At 31.5% G+C, this 22152-nt stretch carries 23 protein-coding genes; 1 reads left to right on the forward strand and 22 read right to left on the reverse strand.

Features of this window, described 5'->3' with window-relative positions; genetic code table 11:
• Positions 1-3: 3 nt before the first annotated feature.
• From MBBWO_RS06930 to ftsY, 5 genes are all read right to left on the reverse strand, one after another.
• The gene (locus tag MBBWO_RS06930) at positions 4-2094 is read right to left on the reverse strand and encodes a DEAD/DEAH box helicase family protein (RefSeq protein WP_116670167.1); all 2091 of its coding nucleotides are present in this window, start codon (positions 2092-2094) and stop codon (positions 4-6) included.
• 181 nt (positions 2095-2275) lie between these two features.
• On the reverse strand, positions 2276-3736 hold the full coding sequence (locus MBBWO_RS06935) for a sodium-dependent transporter (RefSeq protein WP_116670168.1): 1461 nt from the start codon (positions 3734-3736) through the stop codon (positions 2276-2278).
• Entirely contained in the window at positions 3737-4813 is a 1077-nt protein-coding gene (locus MBBWO_RS06940; RefSeq protein ID WP_116670169.1) for a CapA family protein, read from the reverse strand. It abuts the gene before it with no gap.
• Positions 4803-6284, reverse strand: a complete 1482-nt coding sequence (locus MBBWO_RS06945) for a sodium-dependent transporter (RefSeq protein ID WP_116670170.1) — start codon at positions 6282-6284, stop codon at positions 4803-4805. The genes MBBWO_RS06940 and MBBWO_RS06945 overlap by 11 nt, the downstream gene beginning before the upstream one ends.
• 1 nt (position 6285) lies before the next feature.
• Positions 6286-7656, reverse strand: a complete 1371-nt coding sequence (gene ftsY / locus MBBWO_RS06950) for a signal recognition particle-docking protein FtsY (RefSeq protein ID WP_116670171.1) — start codon at positions 7654-7656, stop codon at positions 6286-6288.
• 249 nt (positions 7657-7905) lie between these two features.
• Here ftsY and MBBWO_RS06955 point away from each other — a divergent pair, with 249 nt between their 5' ends.
• Positions 7906-8307, forward strand: a complete 402-nt coding sequence (locus MBBWO_RS06955; RefSeq protein ID WP_116670172.1) for a hypothetical protein — start codon at positions 7906-7908, stop codon at positions 8305-8307.
• A 185-nt stretch (positions 8308-8492) separates the two neighbouring features.
• On the opposite strand, the gene pfdA is transcribed toward MBBWO_RS06955, so the two are convergent.
• The 17 genes from pfdA to MBBWO_RS07035 all read right to left on the reverse strand — a co-directional run bounded on the left by pfdA (position 8493) and on the right by MBBWO_RS07035 (position 22069).
• Positions 8493-8933: a prefoldin subunit alpha gene (gene pfdA, locus MBBWO_RS06960; protein ID WP_116670173.1), complete on the reverse strand. Its 441-nt coding sequence runs from the start codon at positions 8931-8933 to the stop codon at positions 8493-8495.
• A 20-nt stretch (positions 8934-8953) separates the two neighbouring features.
• Positions 8954-9178, reverse strand: coding sequence for a 50S ribosomal protein L18Ae (rpl18a, locus tag MBBWO_RS06965; protein ID WP_116670174.1), 225 nt, complete (start codon positions 9176-9178; stop codon positions 8954-8956).
• 24 nt (positions 9179-9202) lie between these two features.
• Positions 9203-9874 carry a translation initiation factor IF-6 gene (locus MBBWO_RS06970; RefSeq protein WP_116670175.1) on the reverse strand — a complete coding sequence of 224 codons (672 nt, stop codon included), beginning with the start codon at positions 9872-9874 and terminating at the stop codon, positions 9203-9205.
• A 36-nt stretch (positions 9875-9910) separates the two neighbouring features.
• Positions 9911-10156, reverse strand: coding sequence for a 50S ribosomal protein L31e (locus tag MBBWO_RS06975; RefSeq protein ID WP_116670176.1), 246 nt, complete (start codon positions 10154-10156; stop codon positions 9911-9913).
• A gap of 12 nt (positions 10157-10168) precedes the next feature.
• Positions 10169-10324, reverse strand: coding sequence for a 50S ribosomal protein L39e (locus MBBWO_RS06980; RefSeq protein WP_004032463.1), 156 nt, complete (start codon positions 10322-10324; stop codon positions 10169-10171).
• 21 nt (positions 10325-10345) lie between these two features.
• A complete protein-coding gene (locus MBBWO_RS06985; protein WP_116670177.1) occupies positions 10346-10930 on the reverse strand; it encodes a DUF7411 family protein in 585 nt (194 codons plus the stop codon).
• A 7-nt stretch (positions 10931-10937) separates the two neighbouring features.
• Positions 10938-11294 carry a DNA-binding protein gene (locus MBBWO_RS06990; RefSeq protein ID WP_116670178.1) on the reverse strand — a complete coding sequence of 119 codons (357 nt, stop codon included), beginning with the start codon at positions 11292-11294 and terminating at the stop codon, positions 10938-10940.
• A gap of 32 nt (positions 11295-11326) precedes the next feature.
• Entirely contained in the window at positions 11327-11764 is a 438-nt protein-coding gene (locus MBBWO_RS06995; RefSeq protein WP_116670179.1) for a 30S ribosomal protein S19e, read from the reverse strand.
• 93 nt (positions 11765-11857) lie between these two features.
• The gene (locus tag MBBWO_RS07000) at positions 11858-12115 is read right to left on the reverse strand and encodes a YhbY family RNA-binding protein (RefSeq protein WP_116670180.1); all 258 of its coding nucleotides are present in this window, start codon (positions 12113-12115) and stop codon (positions 11858-11860) included.
• Positions 12084-12449 (reverse strand): ribonuclease P protein component 4, encoded by a 366-nt coding sequence (locus tag MBBWO_RS07005; RefSeq protein ID WP_116670181.1) that lies wholly within the window; start codon positions 12447-12449, stop codon positions 12084-12086. The genes MBBWO_RS07000 and MBBWO_RS07005 overlap by 32 nt, the downstream gene beginning before the upstream one ends.
• Before the next feature lie 405 nt (positions 12450-12854).
• Positions 12855-13406 carry an adenylate kinase family protein gene (locus tag MBBWO_RS07010; protein ID WP_116670182.1) on the reverse strand — a complete coding sequence of 184 codons (552 nt, stop codon included), beginning with the start codon at positions 13404-13406 and terminating at the stop codon, positions 12855-12857.
• Positions 13407-13428: 22 nt separating this feature from the next.
• Positions 13429-14523, reverse strand: a complete 1095-nt coding sequence (locus tag MBBWO_RS07015) for an OBG GTPase family GTP-binding protein (RefSeq protein ID WP_116670183.1) — start codon at positions 14521-14523, stop codon at positions 13429-13431.
• Between the two features lie 60 nt (positions 14524-14583).
• On the reverse strand, positions 14584-17292 hold the full coding sequence (locus MBBWO_RS07020) for an STT3 domain-containing protein (RefSeq protein ID WP_116670184.1): 2709 nt from the start codon (positions 17290-17292) through the stop codon (positions 14584-14586).
• Between the two features lie 206 nt (positions 17293-17498).
• Positions 17499-19658 carry a DNA topoisomerase I gene (gene topA / locus MBBWO_RS07025; RefSeq protein WP_116670185.1) on the reverse strand — a complete coding sequence of 720 codons (2160 nt, stop codon included), beginning with the start codon at positions 19656-19658 and terminating at the stop codon, positions 17499-17501.
• A 108-nt stretch (positions 19659-19766) separates the two neighbouring features.
• Entirely contained in the window at positions 19767-19919 is a 153-nt protein-coding gene (locus MBBWO_RS08150) for a hypothetical protein (RefSeq protein ID WP_165807942.1), read from the reverse strand.
• A 41-nt stretch (positions 19920-19960) separates the two neighbouring features.
• Complete coding sequence (gene serB, locus MBBWO_RS07030) at positions 19961-21511, reverse strand: phosphoserine phosphatase SerB (protein WP_116670186.1); 1551 nt, start codon at positions 21509-21511, stop codon at positions 19961-19963.
• 12 nt (positions 21512-21523) lie between these two features.
• Positions 21524-22069 (reverse strand): TATA-box-binding protein, encoded by a 546-nt coding sequence (locus MBBWO_RS07035; RefSeq protein ID WP_116670187.1) that lies wholly within the window; start codon positions 22067-22069, stop codon positions 21524-21526.
• Positions 22070-22152 lie beyond the last annotated feature (83 nt).

Consider the following 22152-nt stretch of genomic DNA (forward strand, 5'->3'; position numbering starts at 1 on the left):
CTATCAACAACCATACATTTTTTTAACATAACTTGATTTATTTAGTGCTAACTTACCTATTTTATCAGCTCTCTCCTTTTCTTTAAGAAAAATTTTTCTTTCAATTTCTGAAAATTCTGAAAATTTAGAAGGTTTAATAATCATGTCATAAACTTGAGCAAAAGTCTTTTTTTCATGCCTCCGAATAACTCTACCTACACGTTGAATAAATTCCCTTGAATTAGTACTATTACACATTAAAATAGCTTTAGATGCTGAAGGAACATCAACTCCTTCATCCAAACAATGCATAGAAACAATACAACTATAAAACCCATTTTTAAAATCTTCTAAAATAATGTCCCTATCTGATTTAAAATTATTTGATTTTTGAGGCTTAGAATTATCATTATTAGTAAAAGACTTCACAGACAAATTAAATTCATTTCCAACTATATCCAACACTTTACCAATTTGTTTCTCACTACAATAAATTAATAAGTTATCTTTATCCTCAAGTTCATTAAGTATTAAACGCAATTTATCAAATTTGTCTTTAGCATTTTTTAGAATATTAGCCCTATTAAATAACAATCCTTCAACCTTTTTATAGTTAATATTCTTATTTCCTTTATCATTACATTCTTTAGCAATTTTTGAGGTAATTTCTTCATAATCATATAATTCATCGTATGTTAACTCAACAAAAAAAGGATAATATTCATAAGGAGTTAAATAAGTTAGATTAGTGAGTGGGTTTATTTCAGTTAATGCTTTCTCTAAATCAAAAGAATAAACAATATCCCCAAAAAAATTAAACAGACTATTAGTTCCAACATCATCATACATTCTTTCAGGAGTTGCACTTAACCCCAACCTATAATCATACTCATTCAACAAACCCTGTAAACGAGTGTGAGATCCTAAACCATGTAGTTCATCACCCACTAATAAAAAATTAGAATGAATATTTTTATTTTTAATAGAATCGGTAAACTCATCACTTGCTAAAGAAACATGTGTTGTTAAAACAATCATTTTATTAAAAAATCCTAAATCAATTTTTAGAAGATACTCTTTAAATTGAGTTTTTCCCTTTGGATTAGTGCCATCCACAGTTAAAATTTTATCTATTTTACTTAAAATTCCAAATTGTTCTATGCTTCTTTTCCACTGTTGAATTAAATGTTGATACGGAACTGAAATTATAATCACTAATTTATTTTCTTCATCAAGAAGTTTATCTAAACATCCTAATGCAGTAAATGTCTTTCCAGTTCCAGTAGCCATTGAAAATATTCCTTTTTTTCCATTATTAAACCAATTATCAATTGCTTCAACTTGATATTCAAATAATACAGGTTTATTTTCCATATTAATATTATTTTCTGATTTAACATCATGGAATTTTAAATCATGAAACTCAACAGGAGACATATCAATTAATTTATTTTTAACTGCATTAGGAACATCAATTACTTTAATTAATTCATCTTTACCCATAAATGTCCTATTGAATAAATCAATATGTTCTAATAAATGATCAGATTCACCAGAATACCAACTTCTAAAAATATCAAAGCTTTCAATATTTTTTGACCATGCCGCAGCAGTTTCATTATTTGATCCACTGAAAGAAATATAATTATTCTGAAAATCTTTTAGAATACCTATCTTATAATGTAAGATACCATCCTCTCTTGATTTTAGGTTGCCAAAGTGATCCAATTTAAATGCAATTTTAATATCTAACAGATTATTAGCAATCATCCATCCCAAAACTTGAATATGATCTTTTTTAATATGATCTTCAAGTGAATCAAGATCTTTAAAAAAGTTATTTGTTAATATTTCATCAGGAGATTCATATCCTAATACAATAGATTTTACATCTTCTGGAGACAGATCTGCACCACAAACAAGCTTCATCTTACCTTTATTTAAAATAAATTTTTTTAATCCTGATGCAACTAAACTTAAACTTTTTGAATTAAAAAATCCAACAGCCCTATAATATTCCACAGCTTCTGATAAAACAGGAGTATAAAACTCTTCAATAAGATCGTACTTCTCAGAATCGTAATGTAACTCCAAATCAAGATCTTTAAAACTCAATCTAACACACCAAACATGATCATATGATCATATATTAATTTAAACACTACTTAAATATATTGAAAAAAAGCAATAGAACTGATTTAAATAAATATCATCAAAATACATCAATTAATAATAGAAGTATAAATAATTCTATTAAAAAAAAAGAAAGTAATTTGAAAAACAACGAAATTACTTTCTATGAAGTGTTTTGAGGTTTCCCTTTATACTTAGTAAGTCCAACAGCTGCTAGGAATATTCCAACAACTAAAATAACATATACCATTAGCTCGAAGGTTGTTACAGAAGCAAAGAGTCCTACTAATCCCCATGCCCACATTATAATCAATGCTGTTGGTAAGATATATTTTAAAACTATTTTCCATTTGGTTCCAACTTTAACACGGGAGTTTTGATTAACAATATCCACAAGTTGGTCAATACCCCAAATCCATGCAAAGATTATACATTGAACAGCAATTAAGATAAGGATTCCAAACTCATTTACAAATCCATCTACCAGACTTACTAAATAGCTTCCAATTCCTGTTACAAAGAGTAGGGAAATTGCAAGACCAATAACTGAAAGGATTGAAGCTGTTTTTTTACGTCCAATTCCGAGTTTGTCTGTAAGTGATCCAAGTAATGGTTCAAAGTATCCAATAGCTGATGTGATTCCTGCAAAGAAAATTGCCAAGAAGAGCAATGGTGCTAGAATCATTCCAATTACTCCCATGGAGTTGAAGATTGTTGGGAACACAATAAATACTAAACTTGTTCCTTCTGCAATAAGGCTTTCAATTGGAACACCTGATGAAAGAGACATGTACCCTAAAATGGAGAATACACCAAATGCAGTGAAGACTTCAAATGCTGAATTTGAAACAACTACAATTAACACATAATCGTTCAACTTTGCATTTTTATCTAAGTAACTTGAATAAGTGGTTGCAATTGCCTGACCCATAGATAGTGAGAAGATAATTTGTGCAAAAGCAGCAAGCCAAATATTAACATCAGTAAGTGCCCACCAGTTAGGTGTAAGTAAAGTATTAATTCCAAGCTCATGACCAGGAAGCATAAGAGCTGAAAATACAATTACAGCCATTATAATAAATAATGTTGGAATTAAAATCTTAGAAACCTTTCCTATTCCTTTATCTACCTGTTTATGTGAAATAAACCATAAAATAACCCATACAGCTACAACACAAATCAATGTTGGAATAATGATTGTACCTGCATTAGCTAAATTAGAAGTTCCACCAACAAAACTTGCAAAGAATGCTTCAGGATCTACACCCCATGCCTGTGTTGGGCTTGCAACCAGATAAAGTACATCCCATGCTACAATTACCAGATAATAACAACAGACAATAAATACAAAGAGCGCTAGAATCCACCCTATAATCTCATATTTCGGGTTAATCTTTTTTAGAATATTGGCAAAGGAATCCTTGAAACTGAATCCAACTCCATACTCCAATATTAAAAAAGGAATACCCATTATTAAAATTGCACAAATATATGGAATGAAAAATGATCCTCCACCATTTGAGTAGAGAACATAGCTGAATCTCCATATATTTCCAAGTCCTACTGCTGCCCCTACCATTGCCATTAGAAATGCTAGGGAACTGTCCCATGTTTGATTTGCCATCTAACCACTACTTTCTCCATAAGTTAAATTAAATTGTAATTTTCCAACTCCTTCATCAGTGACATTTAATTGTTCACATTGCGGATTTAACTCCGCTAATAATCCTTTACCATCCCCAGCAGACATAAATTGCGGAATGTAGTTTACAATATCCACTGGATAAACTGTACACACACCAGTATCATTTATCATATCTATTCCAACAAAATATGCTCTGTGAGTAGCTGGATTTGACTGGTCAAAAATAAAGTTACCTAAACTGTAAAAGATTGGTTTTCCATTATAAACTTCAATTCCCTGTGTTACATGAGGGTGTGAGCCTAGAACAACATCTGCACCAGCATCAATTACCTCATGTGACATAGCTACCTGATCATCATTTGGACTTCTTGAGTACTCATTTCCATAATGGAAGTAAACAATAACCATATCAGAACCATTTTCTTTTGCCTGTTTTACCTGTTCAGCGGCAACTGCTGAATCATAGGCAGAATAACCTGCAGATGCATCATTTGCAACAGGCATTACCTCATTGCTGTATTCTGCAAAGTTATTTGAATCCATATAATTTAGGATTGTAACTTTACGTCCATTTAAATCCAGATTAACAGGGCTGTGAGCTGCATCAGCATTATCCCCTGCACCAATTGGTATTATTCCATTATCTTTTAAAGCCTGCATTGTGTCATGCATTCCATCAATACCATAGTCAAATGCATGATTGTTGGCCAGTGATGCAACTGTTACATTATTGTTCTTTGCATAGTGTACATAATCAGGAGATGTTTTTAAAGGAACATCCCCTTTTACAGCATTACCTGAATTAGTAGCTGCATTTTCAAAGTTTATTAGAAGTGCATCTGCAGTGGAAGTTACATTTGCCACGTTCCTAAAAGGATCATCACCTAGAACACCAGGCATTTTACGTGCAAACATAACATCCCCTGTAACTACAACTGAAGCGTTATTTTTAGGTTGTGAGACATTATCATCTTGCAGTACAGTAGCCACCACAGCAACAGCTAAAAGGATTACTAAAATCGCAATTAAAACAACCATATGCTTTTTAATTTGCATGTCTCCTTTCAACTCCAAAGACTTTAGTTAAATAATAGAGTACGCATGGAGCAACAATTAAAACAACAACTAAGATAGCTTCAACTATTAAAGTAATTGTATCTCCAGTAAGTACAGTTGAAACAATACCTGATACTAACAATATAAACAAGATTATTGGAAGTATTATCTTAATAAGCAATTTCCACCAGTTACCTACTTTAAATAAGGTATTCCTGTTTACAATTTCTTTTAATGAATCCATATCAAAGAACCAACCGAATACAAGACATTCAAGAATAATACATGCAACTAAAGCACAGTTATTTAAGAATGCGTCGAATATTGTAAGGATTGTACTTCCATATTGACTTGTAAATAATAGAGACACTAAAAATCCAATACCACACACAATAGTAACTGATTTCTGTCTTGAGAATCCAAATTTATCAGATAATGATGAACTCATCGGCTCTACCAGTGCAATAATAGAAGTTAAACCTGCAATAAATATACATAAGAAGAATATCGGACCTAAAATATTTCCTCCAACACCCATCAAATTAAAGACCTCAGGGAATGCAATAAATGCCAAACCAGTTCCATCTGTAATAACTTCACTAAATGGAAGGGCAGTTGTCATTGCCATGAAACCTAAAATGGAGAATATTCCAACTGCATTAAATACTTCGAAACCAGAGTTTGCACAGATAACAGTAACGATGTTTTTAGTTAAGTTAGCTTTTTTAGGAAGGTAACTTGCATAAGTCATTGCAATAGCCATACCTAAAGATAATGAGAACATTACCTGTCCAAATGCAGCTAACCAGATATTAGTATCAAGCAATGCATCCCATGATGGTGAAAACATCTGAGTAAGACCAACACCTGCACCAGGCAAGGTAAGTGCAAATACAACAATAACCACATCTAGAATACCAAGTAATGGAACAGCTATTTTACTGAATTTAGATACTCCATCGTTAAGATCTCTGTGGGAAATATACCATGTTGTTAACCATACAACAAAGGTTGACACTAAAACAACCGGAACAACAGACAACATACTTGAAGTTAAGTCAGATGCATGTAAAACAGAATTAGAGAAGAATGCATTTGGATCAGCACCCCAACCTTTAACAAAACTTAACACCAGGTAGATTAAATCCCAACCAACAATACATACATAATAACTACAAATCAGAAAGATAATACATAGTACAAGCCAACCAAGAATCTGGAACTTATCTTTCACCTTTCTGAGAATATTTAAAATTGATGTTTTATATTTAAAACCTAAAGCATACTCCAATATTAAAAATGATAATCCAAGCACAACAATAGCTATGATATAAGGAATCATAAAGGAACCTGAACCATTGGTATAGAAGATATAAGGGAATCTCCAGATATTTCCTAAACCAACAGCAGACCCAATCATAGCCATAAGAAATGCGAAATTACCATCCCATTGGGCTCTTTCATTAGACATATTACTCACTTTCACTTACTTCTTCTTCATCTTCTGAGAATAGCTGATTTAACATCCATTGAGCATCATACTCCATAATATCATCATATCCTTGACCCATACCAAGGAATAAAATTGGCTTTTTAATTACATAACCAATAGATAGAGATGCTCCTCCTTTACTGTCTGCATCAGCTTTAGTTAAGATAACACCATCAACATCAATGGCATCATTAAATTTAACAGCCTGTTCAGTTGCATCATTACCAGTTAATGCATCTCCAACAAAAATAACTAAATCTGGATTAGCTACTCTCTTAATTTTCTTCATTTCATCCATAAGATTAGTATTAGTTTGCATTCTTCCAGCAGTATCAATTAATACTAATTCTTTACCTTGAGCTCTTGCATGTTCAATAGCATCATATGCAACAGCTGCAGGATCTGAACCTTTTTGGTGTTTAATAAGTTTAACACCTACATTATCAGCATGATAGTTAACCTGTTCAATAGCTCCTGCCCTAAAAGTATCACTAGCAGCTATTACTGGAGTGTAACCTTTTTTAAGATAGTAATTAGCCAGTTTACCAATAGTAGTTGTTTTTCCAGTACCATTAATTCCAACAAACATAACAACAAGAGGCTCTCCTTGAGCTTTCTTCTCTTCAATCATTTCAGTCATGTTTTTACCTGGAATATCAATGATTTCAGCTACTGCATCTCTTAGTGCATTAAAAGTGTACTCTGTAATATCATTACTTCTTTTAATCTTTTTACCAACAAGATTTTGCTTTACAGAATCAACAACTTCACTAGCTACTTCCATAGCTACATCACCTTCAAGAAGCCCCATTTCAAGCTCCCAAAGTGTGTCTTCTACATGCTTTTCAGAAATAGTCTTTTCACGAATAAATGAGAAAAATCCTCCACTGGATTCCTCATCATCCTCACTTTTCTTACGACCAAAGGAGAAAAAGGATTTTTTATCCCCACTTTCTTCTTCAGAGCCATCTTCAGTTTCTTCAGCAGATTCATCATCTGCTTCTTCTTCAAGAGACTCTTCTTTTTTCTTGCGACCAAAGGAAAAGAATGATTTTTTCTCTTCTTCAGGTTTATCTTTAGTTATTTCTTCAGAATCAGTAGTTTCTTTAGATAATAATGATGATTCTTCAACCTCTTCACCTGAATTATCCTCACCACTTTCAAGTGCTAACTGCTCAGTGGCTTCCTCTTCTTTAGGCTCTTCTTTTTTACGCCCAAAAGAGAAAAAAGACCTTTTCTTTTGAGGTTTTTCATCAGGGTCAAGATTGTTTTCTTGTTGAGCTTCTTCTTTAAGCTCTTCTTCTAATTTATCACTAGTTCTTGAAAACTTTTTTTTCAATGATTCAAACAAAGTCTCAACCAACCTATAAAAATTAATAACATTATTAATTATTATAATTCATTATACTTAAAATAAAGCACTTTAAAAGTTCCAAAAGAACAAAATTAAACTAATGTTTGTACAGCTATTTAATAAGAAAAGAGAATAAAAAATGAAAATTAATAGGTACAATTATTAAAAAAATAGCTAAAGAGACAAGAAATTAACAATAAAGTAAAAACTTTAAATTAAATAATAACAAAAATTTAATTGATTCATATGGATGGAAAAATAATTGCCGCAGTTATAGTAATAATCTTCATTGGAGTTGTAGCATTATCTGTAGAATTAATCTATGAAAACCATATTAACTGTCAAATAGTTTACTCAGGAGAATCATCTAATCCAGAGCGTGGTGCATGGGAAGTGGATGCAAGACTTGAAGTTGACGATATCAATGAAAATAAAATGCATATCCTAAAATTTGACGGATATAAAGGAGATAGATTAATTAATTCAACAGCATACAGCCTTGTTGGAGAAGTAGATGAAAATACCTACACTTTATACTTCGATGAAGAAGTAGATAAAATAGAAATCACATTAAGTGATGATAAAAACAAAGAAATTGAAACACAGGAACTATTAACCTTTACACAAGGTCAAGCTATTGAAGTTTAAATAAAAGGTGAGCTAATTCACCTACAACTCAATAGCTATTTCAAAAATAACTTTTTTTAAAATAAATATATCTGAAACATCAGTTGCTACTTTTTTAAATTCATAAAAACAGATGTAAAAATCAAATACAAAAAAAATAAGAAAAAATAGCTATTAAAAAATAGAAAAAAGAAATTAAAATAAGTTTATTGGAAATTAGTTGCAGACATTTGACCTCTAGCAGCTGCAGCTAATTGATTAGCTTGATTAGATAAAGAGCCAACCATATCAGTTGTTCTTTGTAATTGAGCTAACATTTTGTCAAGACTGTCTTTAAGGTCTTCTTTTTGTCCAGCAATAATTTTTTTAGCACCTTCAACATCTTTTTTAATAGCGTATCCAGCACCAATACTTATAATAATTTCATCAGTGTCTTTAAGATCCCCTTTAATGAAAGAACCAGCACCTACAGGTACAAATGCTTCGATAGACTCATTTCCTTTTAATTCATCTAATGTGTTGGTCAATGTATCAACTTCAGCAATGGAAGCTTGAATTAATTCAATTTGTTGTTGGATTAACTCAGCTTGTTGTTTATACATATTAATTTCATTAACTAATCCTTCTAATTTTTGCTGATCTTCCATAATAACACCTACAATTTAATCTATAAAATTTCTTTTAAAATAGGGTCAACAACATCTTCTGGAGCAATTTCGGTAATTTCTTTAATATTGATTTGGTTTCTGTTAATACCGTGTTTGCTTCCAAAACGTTCATAAATTTTTTCTTCAATATCAGCTTCACAAGTAGCTTTATATTCTTTTACAAATTTATGAGCTTCTTCACCCATTATAAAAGTACCTTTAACTCTGTAAATTTTAGTTATCATAATATTCCTCAGGAGTTTATTTGTTTAATAATCATCTAAAAAGCCTAATGCTTCTTCAACTCTAGCCATTTCAGGACCAGTACTATCTTTAGCAACAATAGCACCATGAGAATTAGATAAAGTGCAAGCACCAACTAGTGAAATTCCCCTACCAACGGTACCTACATCTCCTTCTACACCAAATACTTCAGTTGCGAAATCAACTTCACTTTCAGGAGCTCTTTTATCAATTAAAAATCCTTTATTTGTTACAGTGATTAAAGAACCGATAATGTCGCTTCCAACCATAGATGAAGACTGAACATCAACATCTAAAGTTTCTTCAAGCACATCAAGAGCTTCACCAGTTAAGAATGGGCTTGCAATAGCCCCATTATCATTAGCTGCCACAATGTTTCCAACAGCAGTATAATTTCCAGGTAATCTGGCAACATTAAGTCCAAGTTCTTCAAATTGTGCAACTTCTTTATCTAAAGCATATTGTGAAACAACAATACCTTTAGAGTTAGCTACAGCCAAAGATCCAATAAGGTTACTACCAGCTATTGAAGATTTTATTATGTCAACTTCTAAAGCTTCTTTAATAATGTCCGCCTTTTCATCTAAAAGACCATATGGGACAATAGCTATATTGTCAGTTGATAAAACAAATACTCCAATATTAGGATTTCCTACAACATCTATTCTTTTTAACATGGTAATTACCTCTTAGACTTTGTAAAAAGGATGTATCTATTCTGCTAAAGTAGCTTCTACAACACCATCATCATCTTTTACTGCTTTAACAGTGATTTTAGAAGGTATTTTTTGAATACCTCTTTCCCAAATCATATGATTGATAGATGCATCAATTTTTACTTCTTCTGCTTTCATATGTTTAGTTAAGAAGTTTCTTACTTCTCTTATAGCTCTAGGAGCTCTGATAGTCCTTTGAACATTTTTAACATTTCTAAGTGGGATAGTGTATACTCTTTCCATGAAAAATCCTCCTTATAATTTAAGGCTGTTTCTTCTCCAATGTCTAGGTTTAGGTCTGTATCTAAGTTTACGATTAGTTTTAGCATAAGCCCAAATTGGAATTCTTCTGTTTTGTTTATTTGCTTTTGCCATTCTTAATTTTTTAGCTAATGGTTTATTTCTACTCATTTTTTCACCTGTAAATAATAATCATTTTTTATATCCAATAACGCGAGTTTGATAATGCTCTGGGAATATATCCAATGAATTTCCACCTTTTTCATCAATTAGAGTCCTTATTTCAACCTCATAATCAGAACTGTTATCCTTGTTACTTTTCTCATAAGAGAATTCAAAGAGATTAGAAGTTATTGTTTTAATAGTTTTAAATCCAAAACTATCTAAATTTATATATTGCACATCTTTTCTATCTTCAAGACTTCTAATTTGATTTTTATTAAGTTTAGGTGTTCTGTCATCCCTACGTGTACCATCTGCAACTACATCATAGCTATTTGCAACCTCTTCGATTACAGATTCATGTAAAAACTTGATTCCATCATTAGGAAATCCATCTTCCATAATCATATCACAAGTTTTATCTAAAATCTCAAAATCTAAATCTAAGACTTTATGTGTAAAACCAAGAGATTCTGCTGAAAGACTTGCTGGAATATAAGAATCATAAACTCCAAAGTTTGCAGTGCATAACTCTACATCAAATCCTAATCTATGTAAAGTAACACCCATTAAGGAGCTGTCTTTTCCACCACTGTATAAAACACAAGCTTTCATACTATAACTATTTCCTTGTAATTTTGATTTCTCTTTTCTGACCAGCTATTTGGCTGAGAAGTACTTTTAATTGCTCGTCAGTTACCTTTCCTCTAAGACTACCAGCTTGAGCTGATTGAATTAATTGAAGTTCAATTTGTTCAACTAATTGTGCTTTGGTTAATCTCAAGTTAGCAAGTCTATTACGAGCTTCAGAAGTTAAGATTTGAGATAAAATCTGTTTTTTCTGAGCCTCCATTTGTCTTTGCATTTCTTGCTGTTGTACTTGTTGTTGTGCTTGTTGTTGCATTTGATTTTGTGCAGCAGCTTGTTGAGCTTGTAACTCAGCCATTCTTTTACGACGTATTTCATCAAGATCGCTCATATCAAACTCCCCCATTATTTTTTATGATATAATTAGTATTTTTCAAGTTCAGGAATATCTTTAATGATTTCTCCAGAAATTTTGTCTAAGAAAGATCTTCCTGCAGGAGAAACAACTCTTCCACCTTCAACTTTTTCAACATATCCTGCATCTTCTAATTGGTGAAGTGCTCCTCTGATAATAGCACCACTACCTTTTCTAAATACTTCAGGAGTTACTCCACGGTCTTTTTTACCTCCGTAGAAGGTTCTTAAACTCATAACTCCAACAGGTCCATCCATGTACACTCTTCTAATGATAGATGCACATCTTATAAACCACCAATCAGCGTTTTCTGGTTTTCTTTCTTTGTGAACACCAGTTTTTACAAAGTTAGACCATGCAGGTGGGTTTATTTTATCATTGTTTTTAAATTCTTCCGCTACTACATTAATTAATGTATCAGCAGGTACATCAAATACAGTTGTCATATTAATCCTCCAATAATCTATTAAATAATTGTCCTCTTAATCGACTGTAAATTTATGACCCTCTAAGGCCCGTAACTCTAAATTTAAGCAATGTTAAGGTTGTCTTTTATAAATGATAGCTACATGTCCTCTTACATCAACTAGTTTGGATCTAGTTTTTTGGACAATTTCGTTAATGTAATCATCTTTATTTTTAGCTACATTTTTTGCAAATTTTAGCTTAACAATTTCATTAGCTTTAAGCTGGCGTTTAATTTCTTCAATAACATTATCGTTAACAGCAGCTTTTCCAATATTAATTGTCATAGCAGAAAGAGCCCTATTCATCAGTTCTTTTTTCTCTTGACTCATATTTAGCTCTCCTTTTTTCTTTTTTCTCCCTCTGATAAGGAATTTTCATAACATGTCCACATTCTTCACAAAAAATATTAACTTTTTCGTTAATTAGCCGGACTGAAGAATTATGGCCATAGTAAAGGAATTTATTGCAATTTTTACAATACCTTCTACTCCACACTTCAGGAATTTTAGTATTGTATTTAGTGGATAACTTTAATGCCATCTCAACATAGCGATGAGATCTTTCAGGATGAGTGAGAAATTGCTCTTCAGCATTCTTAAAAAGAATATTCATCCTTTCATTAGCTATATCAATCATCCATTTTGGTTTTTTTCCTCTACTCAAGATATCCCTCTATAATTATAAAAAAATAACTATTAAAATAGGATATAATATTCAAGAATTTGAATTAAAATGATTTGCGCATAATAAAACAAAAACCATAGTTAAAAAATTAACCTTAGGTTATTATGAATATTAGAAATAAATATGTTTATAACCATTTATAAAGGTTTTTAATATTCGCATAAAATAAGAGAAAAAATCTATAGATAATATTTATATTGAAATATTATTTATAGTATTCTAAAACTAACATGACCATATCATCAAACTGGCTTGACCTGTAAATTCAGTAACTGAATAATCAATAACCGATATTATCTCATCAACAGAGTAATTCATTTTATTTAACAAATCAAGTAACCAGTATTTTGATAGAGGACATTACTTTAAAAAAAAATAGTTTAATTATGAATTTTCAACAATCCAATCCATAAAATCAACATTACCAACAGGATAGCTATTTTTACCTGAGATAATATTCTTAATAACATCAGCTATTTCATCAATAGCCAAATCAGTTACATCCACTTCATTAACCTTATCTCCATGAAGTTCAAATGCTTCAACAGCACAGACTCCAAGAGCTTCGGCTTCTAGATTTTCATTAATTTTAGCTTGAGAATAATTTCTACTAGCTAATCTTTCTTTCAATAGCTTAGGATGTGCCCTTAAAATAATGACACAATCAGGATTTGAACATAGATGAGACAAGTGGCCTTCTACAATAACCAATTCATCATCAGAAAATGAATTGAGAACTTCCTGAAGTTTATCATCTAATTTATCAATATCTATAACTTTATATCCTTTTTCTTCTTCAATTCCTAAAACAAAACCGTTCTCAATAGCTAAATCATTAATTTTTATAAGATTTGCATTTAAATCATCAGCTATTTTCTCAGATATGGTTGTTTTACCTACTGTTGGAGTTCCACTAATAAAAATAACTTGAGCCATAGTATCACTAAATAAGAAAGGATTATTTTTTAAGAATAATTCTTAAAACATCCTCATCTTCTAAAACATGGTCAGGACCAACTTTCTGACCTGGAAACTTAACAGAAGTTCCCCATACCTTAGCATGCCTGAAATTCTTAACAAATTCCCTGTGAAGTTTTCCACAAGCATCAATAACAGTAGAACCTTTTTTAATAACTAATGGATCTTCCATATCTGCTTTTCTACCTTGCGGTTTTAGATAAACCCTTACAAGGTCCAAGTTATCAAATATTGTATCTTTTAAGTTATCAATATTCATTTTTTTATCTGCAGAAATTGGAATAAATTCAGGTATCTGTTTTCTAATTTCATTAAGGTATGCTTCATCTACAAGATCCACCTTATTTAAAAGAATCAACATAGGAACATATGATTTATTTCTATCAAGAACATCAATAAACTGATCCATAGTTACATCATCTCTAAAAAGAATGTCTGCATTATGCATACCATACTCATTAACAATAGACCTTATAGTTTTTTCATCTAAATGAGACAATGGAACAGTTGAAGAGACATGAACTCCTCCAAGTTTTTTACGTTTAACAGTAACATCAGGTTCTTTTTCATTAGGCCTAATTCCAATATTATGAAGTTCTCTTAGAATAATATCTAAATGTTGAGGATTTAAAGCATCTAAAACAACAACAATTAAATCTGCAGTTCTTGCAACAGATAAAATTTCTCTTCCTCTACCTTTACCAGTGCTTGCTCCAGTAATAATTCCAGGAATATCAAAAACCTGAATTTTAGCATTTTTATGCTCCATAATACCTGGAACAATGTCCAAGGTTGTAAATTGGTAAGCTCCAACTTTACTTTCAGCATTAGTAATCTCATTTAATAAAGTAGATTTACCAACAGATGGAAAACCAACTAAAACAACAGTAGCATCTCCAGACTTTTTAACATGAAAACCTTGTCCTTTATTTCCAGAACTGCTTCTTTGTATAGATTCTTCTTTTAATTTAGAAAGTTTAGCTTTTAATTTACCAATGTGGTGTGAAGTTGCTTTGTTATATGGTGTCTTCTTAATTTCATCCTCAATATCTTTTATTTTTTCCTCAATTCCCACAAAATCACCATATTAAAATTAAAAATTACTTAAAAAAATGAAAAATTAGGATATGAAATCCTAATTAGTGCTGTTTGTAGAAGTACTAGCTCCACCTGCAGCAGTATTGTTAAAGTTCACTTGCCATAGGGATACTCCTTCTTCAGAGTGCACTTGAGTGAATATGTTTTGACCAAATCCACCTTCCAGGTATAATCTAGTAAACATTGAATTTTCAAGGATGCTACTCATAATAATTGGAGTATATGTGTTTCCTACACCCATTAAGAATAAAGTGTAGTTACCATTTGAACCATTGATTGATTCATTTTTCACCATTTGCCCGTCTTCAACAATGACTAATCTTGATGCATTTAATGGGTTGTATTCAGAGCCATTAATCATGATTTGGCTTCCATTAGATGCATAAGTTGTTTCAATATCTGCAGTTGTAGTGTTATTACCAGTACCTCTGTCAATTACTACATTAATAGCCATACCAGATTCATTTAACATGTTAACTTTAGCACTTTGACCTGGTTCAACAGTAGCCTCTGAAGTTGGCAAGTAATATTGGTAATTAGTTGAATTTTGCTTTTCAAAGTCCCATTGACCAAAGTAAGTCCACCAACCTGCTTTTTGTAGCATATCTGAACTTGCTACAAATATAACTGGTCTTGGATTTTCAGGGTGAGTGTAACTAACTACCTCATTGGCCTGTGCGTCAGTTAAATGATAAGTGTTAATTAAAGTGTTTTTAGCATCACTAGCTGTCATTGGTAAGATATCAATTAATATACTGGTAGTTTGACTAGTGTTTCCTCCATTAATTTCATCTAATGCATCAACAGCTCTATCACCTGTAGTATCTAACATTCTAAATATACCTGCAGATAATTCCAGATTATCCGTTGTCATAGCCTGACCTAACCAGAAGGCCCGTTCACCAGATTGTGAACCACCATCAAAGGTTACTTGCCTATCAGCAGCTATTTCAAATAGATAACCGAAGTCCCACCATGAGGTTATTACAGTATCTTCAGGCATGTTTTCATCAATCCAAGTCATTGCATTCCACATTGGATCACTTGTACCTGGAACAACATGATCTGCAGTTTGATAAGCTCCACAAACAGAAGGTGAAACTAAAGCCAATACAACAACTATTACTGCAAGATACTTTTTAAGAGGCAATTTTTTCAAATCATCAGCATTACTTTTAGCATAAATAAATATAGCTCCAAGAACGATTATTACAGCGAATAATAAGACTCCATAAGTCATATTAATAGTAACTAATGGGAATGCAGCAAAGAAACCGCCAAGAACGATAATTGCCATTAAGAATTTATCCTTAATCTCATTAGCTTTAATATAATCCACTAAATATCCAACAGCTATACCTGCCATAAGACCAAATGGAAGTGCTAAAGTAGTAATAAACCTTGAACCTCTACTTACAGCAAGACAAGCTACAATAGTCCAAATAATGAATAATAAACCATACATTAAAGTGATACGTTTTGTAGTGTATAAATCCTCACTAGAAGTAAAGTTACCAAGATCACCTAAAGAGAATTTGAATTTATATTTAGCATCAATTTTCTCAGCAGCAGATTTTCTTTCAGATTTTGGAGGTTTTTTACTAGTATCTTTAACTTTTGCAGATCTTAAATTCCATAATCTGACAATTAAAGCATATAATACAATTAATCCAGCGAATAATACTAAAATACCACCAATACCATTTACAGCACCAGAAGTATTAGCTAAAAATGCTGAACCCATACCTGAACCTAATAAAGCAGGCATCTGCATCTCTGCAACAGATATAAGTACGTTAGGGAAACCACCAATAACAACAGAAGCAGATTGCAAGTTAAGTAATCCAAATACTTGTGAAAAGATTCCAGTTACTCCATCAAATCCTCTAAGAATAGCTAAACCGATAAATCCTATCACTAATACCAGTACAACTGATAAAAAGTCTTTTTGATGTAGGAACCAACTTAATCTGCTTGGATAATCTTCAACATGATCATTTCCAATTTTCAATACAAATGATGCAATCAAGTATATTACCGCATAAAGACCCATAAGTGCCACATAGAAGACATAACCAGTCCAAGACATGGAAAAGAGTCCAATTGAAAGAATTGATAATACAGCAAATATAATCTTATAAATTAAGTTATCAGATTTCAAACATTCCATAAAGAATAGGATAAAGAACAATGAAAATATGTAATAGAACATATCTGTATCAAAGAATCCTGGGAATGTGTGCGCAAAGTAGTTTGGAGCTAAACCAATAATTAATGCAGCAGTTATAGCACCATAATCATTAGTTAATCTTCTTGCGAAAATATAAGCTGGAATAACAGCTAAAGAAGATATAATAGCTCCTGTCCAGAATGCAACTTCCTTGACAGAATAAGAACCAAACATGTTTGCAATATCATTCAAGAAATCCGTTACATAAACGATACCCAACTCATAATTTAGTTCACCACCATCCGGAGCATATCTGTGCATATCCATCACAGAACCATTAACCACTTCATCTCCAGCATAACCATGATCAACAAAATTTTCAGTCAACCTTAAGTTATAATATGAATCCATTTCACTAAAATAAGGAAGACCTTGAGCATCTACATAATCCCCTTTTACATCATTAGGGAGGCTGTTTAAATCAGCTGCAGGTACTCTTAATGCGAAAACAGCGGCTAACAATATTAAAATGATGATAACTGATTTACTTATTGTTAATATTGTTTTCTTATTCATCAAAATCCTCTATTTTGTTTATAAACATGTTATTTATTAAAATAACGAATAAAAATAAAAAAGTCATTAAAAATAACTAATTTAATTTGATATCATAAAAATATTTTAAAAATTACAAATATTTTTATTAAGATATATCTATTATTTTTAACATTATTAAGTATTTTGTATAAAAAAAGAAATTAAGATTAAAAAAAGTAAGAAAATTAAGAGTTTTTAAGAATAGAATCCAACTCATCAACAGATGCAGTAAACCTGCATTTAGGAAAACCTTTACATCCTATAAAGTCACCATAACGTCCAGAACGTTTAACTAAATCTTTACCACATTCAGGACATTTACCAACGACTTCAGGATTATGAGTTTTAGTCTTATCCTTACCACAATTAGGGTCAAGACATGCATGAGTCGGCGGTTTCCTTCCAAAGGAAATCATAGGAAGACCACATTTTTCACATGTTTTCTTTAAGAATCTTGCACCCTTAGGAAGAGAGTAAGCTACTGTACATTCCGGATAATTGGTACAACCCACAAAATGAGATTTAGTTTTTGGAGAGTATCTTTTAATGAGATTTCCTCCACAGGAACATTTTCCAACAATATTGGTTTCCTGATAGGAATCATACAATTTGGAACCAATCTCTTTTTCATGTTTACCAATATCATCAAGGATTGTAATAACTTCTTTTTTACCCTCATCAATAACTTCTTCTTTAGAGGACTTATCTTCATCAATACCTTCTAATTTAAGCTCCATCTCTCTTGTTAACTCTTCACTAGTTAAGTTAGCACAGTACTCCTTTAAAGTGTCAATGATATTTTCACCAAGCTGAGTAACCTCAATCTTAGTACCTGAAATATATTTTCTATCCTCTAATTTAGCAATAATATCTGCACGGGTAGCTTTAGTACCAAGTTCCCTTTTTTCTAATTCTTTGATAAGGGAAGCTTGATTATATCTTGCAGGAGGTTTTGTTTCTTTTTCCTCAGAAATAATATCCTCAACAGCTATTGTATCCCCTTCTTTAACATCAGGGAATTCTTCATTGTCAATAGATCTGTATGGATAATGTTCCATCCATCCTTTATGAGTTACTCTTCTTCTTTTGAAAGAAAATAGCTCATCTGCAATATTGACAGTAGTGTTCATTGACTCAAATTTAGCAGCTTCAAAGAATACTGAAATAAATCTATAAACGATTAATTGATAGACTTTTAATTCATCTTTATCAAGTTTATCTGGCAATATTCCAGTTGGATGAATAGCTGGGTGAGCAGCATCCTCTTTTTTACCTTCATTAGGTTTTAATTTAGAAGGGAGCTGATCAATGTGAACTTTAAATTCTTTATTGTTTTTAAGACCATTGAAAATATTTTTAAAATCTAGACTTTCAGGAAGTTTCTGAGAACTGGTACGAGGATAAGAAGTATATCCTGCTGTATATAAATTCTGAGCAATTGTTTGTGTTTTTTTAGGAGAGAAATTGAAAACATTATATGCTTCAGCCTGAAGGCCTCCTAAATTAAAAGGAACTAGAGGTTTAGTAGTTGAATTGGATAATTTAATTTTATCTACACTACCATCTTTGCCCCTACATTTGCTTAGAATTTCCTCAGCCCTTTCAGGGTCAAATATTTTACCATCCACATGCTCAGCAACAATATCATTTTCTAAAAGTGCTTTAAGTATCCAAAATGGTTCAGGCACAAAATCTTTAATTTCTTTTTCCCTATCTACCAAAATAGACAAAGTAGGTGTTTGAACCCTACCTGCAGATAATTTCAAATATCTTGATTTAGCTTTACTTACAGAAGAAATCAAAGCTTTAGAAATGTTAACACCAAAATAATAATCAAGAACATGCCTAGCTATCCCACTATCTACCTGATGCATATCAATATCTATACGGTTTTCATATGCATCCAAGAGATCTTTTTTTGTTAAAGTGGAAAATTTCATACGGGATGCTTTATTGAGAGAATCTTCCCCACATGCATATTTTAATGCAGTATAACCTATCAAAGTACCTTCAATATCATAATCGCAAGCATGAATATATGAATCTGCACCTTTAGCAAATTTTTTAATAGCATTTACATAGTCTCTAGTATAAGCTTTAGATTTTTTATCAATCTCATATAATGGAGCCCAATGAAGGTCAAAATAAACTTTATCTTTAGGATTATCTGGTGTTAAAGAATATAAATGACCAACAGCAGATACAATTGTTATATCCTTTCCATCATGATTTAATTCCCAATATTTAACTTTTTTATTATATTTCTGCATTTTAGCCTTAGAATCTAAAGCCTGAGCTATCTTTTGAGCAGATGTAGGCTTCTCACATATTATTACTTCATGCATTAATCTAATACCTCACATATTTGATAAGTTATCAACGGTATTATATTTAAAAAAAGTTCTAATATAAAACTATTTCTATAAAAATATTGAGAATAAAAAAAAAGTAAATTAAATATCTTCTTTGTAGAAACTGTAAAATTCAGCACAATAATCGCAAATAGGATACTTATCGTAACGATAATAAGCTAATTCACTTTTATTCATGTCAAATTTTTTTCCACACAAATAACAAGTTTCAATTTTCTCGGAATCGTCACACATAATATAACCTTAAAAAAAGAAGTTAAAGGTTAAAAGTGAATTTAACCTATGTTGTATTTTTGTAAAAGTAAAAGTTCTTCAGTAGATACTTTTCCACCGTTTTTGAACTTTTCAAAGATGTGTTCAGCTTTTTCTTTTTCTTCACGGTTTTTGTTAGAACCAGAAGATTGTTTATCAGATTTCCTCTTTTTGGATCTTCTGTTTCCTAATTTTTTATTAATTACATGAATGTCGCTTAAAACAGCTTTGAACTCTTCGTGTTTTGCAGAAGCATTTCTACGAGCTTCGATGAATAATTTGTGTGCTTCATCAGCTGCAGTCCTTATGTCATCAGTTTTTCTGAAGTAAGTAAGCATTTCTTCATGAGCTTCTTGAGCTTTTTCAGAAAGTTCAATAACTTTTGCATGTGCTTCTTCAGAGATTTTCTTAAGGTTTTGTGCTTCTCCTTTAATAGATTCATCTTCGTGGATTTCCATTAATTGTTTTCTTAAATCATTTGCATTTTTAACAAGTTGATTTTCTTTTTTAATGTCTAAAACGCGAGTTTCAATGATTTTATCAATTTTTTTGATTTCGTTTTCTATTTTGATTTTGTCACGTTTACCAGAAGACCATTCTAAGTTTTTAAGTTGATTGTTAGCTTCATTACGTTCTTTTTTAGCTTCTTCAACTTCTTTATTAATTTTATTACGCTCATTTCTGAATTCAATAGCTTTATTTAAGTTTTCTTTTAACTCAGTGTTTAATTGGTCACGTATTTTACGTTGTTCTTTAGCTACTTTGTTGAATTCATCCCTTTCTTCTGCGATTTTGGAGATTTCAGCTTCTTTTTCATCTTTTTGTTGTTTTACACCTTCCATGGTGTCAGCAAGAACAAAATTAGATTCAGGAAGACCATTTTTCTTAGAAGATTTTTCTTCATCAGGTTGTTCGTCAGCTTCTTCTTCAGTGTCATTAGCGGTTAATTGATTTTTAATTTCTTCAGCAACTTTAGATAAATCTTTTTCATCTACAATTACATCAGCGATTTCTTTTACACTAGGTTTTGCATTGAAAGCAATACCTAAACCAGCTGCTTCAATCATGGAGATATCATTTGCTCCATCACCAACAGCTACAACATCTTCAATGTCAATATCATTTTCTTCAAGAAGACCTTTTAATACATCTAATTTAGAACCAGATACTAAAGGACCTTCAACTTCACCAGTTAATTTACCATCTTCGACTGTGAAACTGTTGGTAAATACGTAATCTAAACCTAATTTTTCTTTAATTACATCTCCAACTACATCAAAACTGCCACTAATTACAGCTACTTTTAAATCATCATCTTTTAAAGATTTGATAGATTCTTCAGCACCCATCATTAAAGGAAGCTCATCTGCAACTTTTTGAATGTCTTCCATAGAAGTTCCTTCAAGAAGTTTTACTCTATCTTTAATAGAAGTTTCAAAGTCTATTTCACCTTGCATAGCTTTTTCAGTAATTTCAGCTATTTCTTCCTCAACATTTGCTAATTTTCCTATCTCATCTATTGCTTCACCATCAATAATAACATTATCTAAGTCAAATACTACAAGTTTAATCAACTATACCACCAATTATATTAAATCTAGCTCACTTAATCTATCGTAAGCTCTTTCGACACCAAGTTTGGCATCACTACGTGTTTTTGCTCCAGTACAAACAACCTTACCGGAACCGAATAATAATAACACTACTTTAGGATCAGATAATCTGTATACTAATCCTGGGAACTGTTCAGGTTCATATTCTGTATCTTCCAGTTCTAAAGCTACAGCCTCTAAATTTAAAGTGGATTCTAAGTTTGCAGAAGCCACAATGTTTTGAATTTTAATTTCAAATTCATGAGGAATTTCAGTGTCTACAGTCCTCATTAAATCTACAGTTTTTTTAATTGCCAATTTTGAATCGTCAATGGACTTCGCACCAGTACAGACAAGTTTTCCTGAACTAAAAATCAATGCAGCAGTTTTAGGTTCTTTAAGTTTAAATACTAAACCTGGGAACTGTTCACGGTTAAAATCAACACCTTCTAAAGCTTTAGAAACTTCAGTGAGAACAATATCTTTCCCAATGCTTGCAGAAGCCACAATGTTTTCAATTTTTATATCAACATCGGTCAATCTAAAACCTCCAATCGTTTTTAAAATGAGTATAGTAAAATTTAATTTAAAATTAAAAAATTAATAAAGTTAAATTTTTACTA

The sequence above is a fragment of the Methanobrevibacter woesei genome, assembly GCF_003111605.1.
In the GTDB taxonomy this organism is placed as follows: Archaea; Methanobacteriota; Methanobacteria; order Methanobacteriales; family Methanobacteriaceae; genus Methanocatella; species Methanocatella woesei.